The 4733-nt window shown below is 67.8% G+C and carries 3 protein-coding genes and 1 pseudogene; 1 reads left to right on the forward strand and 3 read right to left on the reverse strand.

Translation table 11 applies throughout. The features are described 5' to 3' along the window. From H7965_RS28735 to H7965_RS28745, 3 genes are all read right to left on the reverse strand, one after another. On the reverse strand, window positions 1-1668 hold a 1668-nt coding region (locus H7965_RS28735), incomplete at its 3' end, for a recombinase family protein (RefSeq protein WP_186773932.1). 447 nt (window positions 1669-2115) lie between these two features. Beyond that, the gene (locus H7965_RS28740; RefSeq protein WP_186773933.1) at window positions 2116-2847 is read right to left on the reverse strand and encodes a tyrosine-type recombinase/integrase; all 732 of its coding nucleotides are present in this window, start codon (window positions 2845-2847) and stop codon (window positions 2116-2118) included. A 415-nt stretch (window positions 2848-3262) separates the two neighbouring features. Beyond that, window positions 3263-4414 carry a site-specific integrase gene (locus H7965_RS28745; RefSeq protein ID WP_186773934.1) on the reverse strand — a complete coding sequence of 384 codons (1152 nt, stop codon included), beginning with the start codon at window positions 4412-4414 and terminating at the stop codon, window positions 3263-3265. Window positions 4415-4581: 167 nt separating this feature from the next. On the opposite strand from H7965_RS28745, the pseudogene H7965_RS28750 reads away from it, so the two are divergent. Beyond that, a pseudogene (locus H7965_RS28750) lies at window positions 4582-4733 on the forward strand (IS630 family transposase); the annotation flags it as partial.

Here is a 4733-nt window from a genome sequence, read left to right on the forward strand (position 1 = left end):
CCTGAAGGTCACAGGTTCAAATCCTGTCCCCGCATCCATCTTGATTTGCAGCAGCAACGCCTCGGCAACATCGCCGAGGTGTTTGCCAATTCCAGCCCCCTCCGCCAGGCGGAGAATGACGCCCAACTCGCCGCGGACCTCGATCCGCAACCTGCCGGCCTCGGATACCGGGCAGATCTCCTCCACCAGGCCGCGAACCACCTCTCGCGCCTCGGCGCCGTCCTCGGCGGCCAGGGCCTCGGCCAAGCTCGCCACGCGCTCGCGGTAGACCTCGGCCAAGCCGGGGTGCAGCCGTGGGGCAGGAACCTTGCTTGCCGCGAGCTCCACCTCCAGGGCCGACTTCCTGTCCTCCAGCGCGGCGAGCCGGGTGCGGACGCTGGCAGCCGGCGTGCCCTCGGCGATGGCGTCGACCAGCCGCTCGATCTGCCGGGCCACCTTCGTGAGCTCCTGCTGTCGCGCCGCATTGCCGGCGGCGATCTCGCCCTGCAGCCGATTCCACTCCGCGGTGAACTCGGCGACAAACTCCCTGAACAGCTCCGGATCCATCAGCCGCTCTCGAAGTGCCGTCAGCACCGTGTCCTCCACGACATCGCGGCGGATGGTCAGCCGGTTGGTGCAGGCGGTTGGGCCCTGGTTGCGAGCAATGGAGCAACCGAAGTGCTCGGCGCTGATCTTGGAGAAGCCGCCGCCGCAGCCGGCGCAGCGCATCAGCCCCGAGAAGAGGTAGCGCGGCCGCTGCTGTGCCCAGAAGGCCGGGCGCCCTCCAGCGGATGGAGCCTTGGCCTTGGCATCCAGTTCCGCCTGCCGGGCCTTGGCCGCCTCCCAGACCTCCTGGTCGACGATCCGCAACTCAGGCACCGGCTGCACCACGAGACGTGCCGCATCGTTGACCCAGGCCAGCCTTCGACCGGAGGTTGGGTCTTTCAACCACTGGCGGCGGTTCCAGATCAGGCGGCCGATATAGTGCTCGTTGTTCAGGATGCCGGTGCCCTTGGCGCGGTCGCCATTGATGGCGCTCGGCGCCCAAGCGCCGCCGGAGGGGCCGGGGATGCCGTCCGCATTGAGGGACAGGGCGATCCGCTTGGGCGAGACGCCGGCGGCGTAGTCGCGAAAGATCCGCCGGACGACCATAGCCTGCGCCGCATCGATTTCCCGCAGCCCGCGCTCGGCCTCGCCGTCGCGGCCGACCGGGCCGCGGACCACCTTGTAGCCATAACAGAGCCCGCCGCCGCTCCGGCCTTGCCGCACCCGACCCTCGAGCCCGCGCCGGGTCTTGTCGGCCAGGTCCTTCAGGTAGAGCGCTCCCATCGTGCCCTTGAGGCCGACATGCAACTCGGAGATCTCACCTTCGGAGAGGGTGAAGATCCTGACGCCGGCAAACTTCGCCACCTTGTGGAAGCCGGCGATGTGTTCCTGGTCCTGGCTCAGGCGGTCGAGGCTCTCGGACAGCACCAAGTCCAGCTGCCCAGCCCGCATGGCCGCGAGCAAGGCCTGGTAGCCGGGCCTGAGCGTGCTGGAGCCGGAAATGGCGTAGTCGGTGAAGACCTCCACCACCGTCCATCCCTCGCGCTCGGCCTTGGCTCGGCAGATCCGCAGCTGGTCCTCAATCGAGGCCTCCCGCTGCTGGTCCGAGCTGTAGCGGGCGTAGATCGCGCAACGATTCGTCACGACGAGGAACTCCCGGCATTGAGAGCAGTCAGGAGCCGGTCCAACTTCCGCTCCATGCGTGACAAGGAGTCCGTGCTGCGGAAATCGGCGCGCTGACGGCCAGCGGCGACATCGGCTGCGGCTTCAGCCTGCTGCCGGAGATCCTGGGTCATCTACCTCATCTCGACGCGCCACTGCCGAAACTCGTCCTGGATTGCTGCCCATTCCATGACGAGCGCCAAGAGTTCGGACCGAAGACGGTCATCACCGGAGTGGGTCATAGGAAGTCATCCTGGGCCGCGCGTCAGCGATGGCTTGAGCGTTGTTCATCTTGCCGAGGAGGCAGGCGCCGCCCTAGCCAAAACCTCAGCCGCGGCGCGGGATCGGGCGGCCGCGCCGCCCTTGCCGTGAGTGCGGCGTCCTGCTGCTGGCCGGCGCGATGGCGAGCGTGGGTCGCGCAGCACAGCGTCATCGGCGCGTTCCTGCCCTTGGTTGGCGGTCACTGTCGGCATGATCGTCACTTCGCCGATCGTCGGCGTGCCGGCGGGAGTATTCCCGCGCCTCCTCCCGGTCCTGGTCAAGAGTCGAGAGAAAGCGGCCGGCGGCTGTGATGCGCTGGCTGCGGTCGTAATGCTCGTGGAACACCTTGCCCGTGATGTTGAGGATCGCGGCACCGATCCCGGGCGCCTCCGGCGTCACCCGTGCGGCGGTCGTGGCGAGGCAGTGCCGAAAGCGGTGCGGCCCGAATGCCTCCTTTTCGCCGAATCGTTTGGCCGACCACCAGCGGATGCGCTTCTCGATCCCGGCCGCGCCGAGCGGCTGCCCGCTCCAGTTGACCCAAACCGCGTCCGTCATGTGACCGCCGAGCAGCTCTCGCCGTTCCACCTCGATGTAGCGCTGGATCCAGGGTGAGAGCGACCGATGCAGCGGGCAGTCGAGTGGCCGCCCGTTCTTCATGTCGGGCTCATTGAAGGCGAGCCACCATTCGCCGCCATTAAACCGCAAGTACCTGCCGACCTCCATCTCGAGCACCGAGCCGAGACGCGGGCCAGCCAGCGCCAGCGTGGCGATCATCAGCCCGTCCCGCAGCATCACTGGGCGGCGCTTCGGCCCGGGCAGCGTGAGAGCCTTCTCCATGAGCCCAATGCCCCAGTCGAACAGTGTACGGCTGTGGTGGACGGTGAGGGTACGCTTCTCCATCGCCAGCCGTTCGTGCCAATGGCACACCGCCGGGACGGGTCAGCCAGCTAAAGTCCCGGCCGGGCAGCATGACCGCCAGCGCACCCTTGAGTTCCTGGAACCGGCCAAGGATGGAGTAGTCGCGGTTACCGAGCGCGACGAGGGCATCGAAGTAGGCGGCGACCCGGGCCTCGGTTGGCCGATCGCCCGGGCCCGCGTTGGGATCGAGCCAGCCCTGGAACCACAGGAAGCCCAGCCAGCGGCCATAGCCGTCCTGGTGCTTCTCAAGAGCAGCCGATGACAGCCGCCCGGCTGGCCCGCGGGCGGAAAAGCGCCCCCGGACGGCCCGCAGGGCGGCCTCCCAAAATGCCCGGTCGATTGCCGGCCACTCGGCCAGCGGAAGGCAGCGACGGCGAGGATCGACGCGGCGGGGCATTCAACCTCCCTGCCTTGCCGATCGATGCCCCCGGCGGCTCCTCGGCCGACTGAGTGCGACGATCCCGCGGGCCTCCTTCCGGTCGAGCTCCAGCCCGGCGTGAAAGTGCCGGGCCGCGCTCTCCGCCTCAAGGCCGCAGTAAAACTTCACCGTTGTCTCGATCGACCGGTGCCCGAGCACGCGGCGGATGATCTCGTATTCGCCGGGATGCCGCCTCAGGTGCCGCCAGGCTGCGAAGTGCCGGAGCAAATGAGGATTGACCTTCACGCCGATCTGGCGGTGCAGCAGCCCAGTGATGGCGTTCCCCAGCCCGTTCTCACTGGCGTAGGTGCCTGGGGCCCTGCCAGGAAACAGGTAGGGGTTCGCGGTATCGTCGCCGAGCAGATGTGGCCGCCACTGCGTCAGCCAGGTTTCGAGCAGGTCGGCAGTGCCCTGCGGTACCGGCCATTCGATCGGCGCCTCGTTCTTCACCTCGGCTTCATCGATGACGATGTGGCTGATGCGGCGCCCGCGTCGGTCGGTCCTCTGCAGATGCCGATCGATGCGGAGCCTTGCGAGATTGGCCTTTCGCAATGGACAGACCAGCAGGATCTCGATGGCAGCGGCGAGCATCACCTTCCGGGCGACGTCGTGGCGACTGCTGGGATCTCCGCTGGCGGCTTTCCTCATGTCCTCGGGTAGCACCAGCAGCCGGCTGCGGGTCAGTGGCTGGATGAGCTGCCGGAGGCGCTCCCGGGCCTTGCCCGACATGCTGCCCTGGCACCGCGGCCTGGCTGCCTTTCGCCACTCCGCCAGCTGGATCAGGGTTGCCTCGGGCAGAGGCTCGCCGTCCCGCGGAACATGGAACCTGGCGATGATCGCCAGGGTGTCGGCGATGACGGCGAGCTGTCCGCCGATGACCGCCTGCTCCCGCTGTCCCGGGGGCAGCCTGGCGGTGGCCCGGTCATGAAAGTAGTCAAGGATCACGCCGGAGTTTCGGACCGGGTCTACTAGGCTTCGCAGGCTGGTGATCGTGGTCGGGTCGTAGCCGCTCCGCACCAGCGCCGCGGCGGCCTGCCGAACCGCGAAGAGCCGGGTCTTCACCGTCGCCGGGCGCATCCGCCTGCCGGTTTCGCCGGTGCTGAAGACCGACCTGCCCTCGCGCCGCGACATGCGCTCCTCAAACTGCTTCACCTCGAGTTGGAAGCTGGCGGGGTAGCTGTCGAAAGGCAGGGTGTACTGCTCCCGCTGGGCCGGAGCGGCGAGGCGCCGGCATTGGCCTAGTGCATTGACGCAGACGGAGGATTCACAGCGGGGCGCTGCGGTGGAATTCTCCAGGCATGGCCCAGACCGTCAGCGTCATCCTTGGATCTGAGGATCGTATCCGCCTCGCTGCGATCCTTGGTGACCGGAACCGCCCGCTAAAGCATGTGCAGCGGGTCAACATCATCTTGCTCTCCGCCGAGTGGCTGCCGGTTCTGGAGGTGGCGCG

The sequence above is a fragment of the Siccirubricoccus deserti genome (assembly GCF_014283215.1).
In the GTDB taxonomy this organism is placed as follows: Bacteria; Pseudomonadota; Alphaproteobacteria; order Acetobacterales; family Acetobacteraceae; genus Siccirubricoccus; species Siccirubricoccus deserti.

What these genes read in the sequence shown, in the direction of transcription:
- H7965_RS28740 (WP_186773933.1), bottom strand. Translation starts at nt 2,847, where the DNA reads ATGGAGAAGCGTACCCTCACCGTCCACCACAGCCGTACACTGTTCGAC.
- H7965_RS28745 (WP_186773934.1), bottom strand. Translation starts at nt 4,414, where the DNA reads ATGTCGCGGCGCGAGGGCAGGTCGGTCTTCAGCACCGGCGAAACCGGC.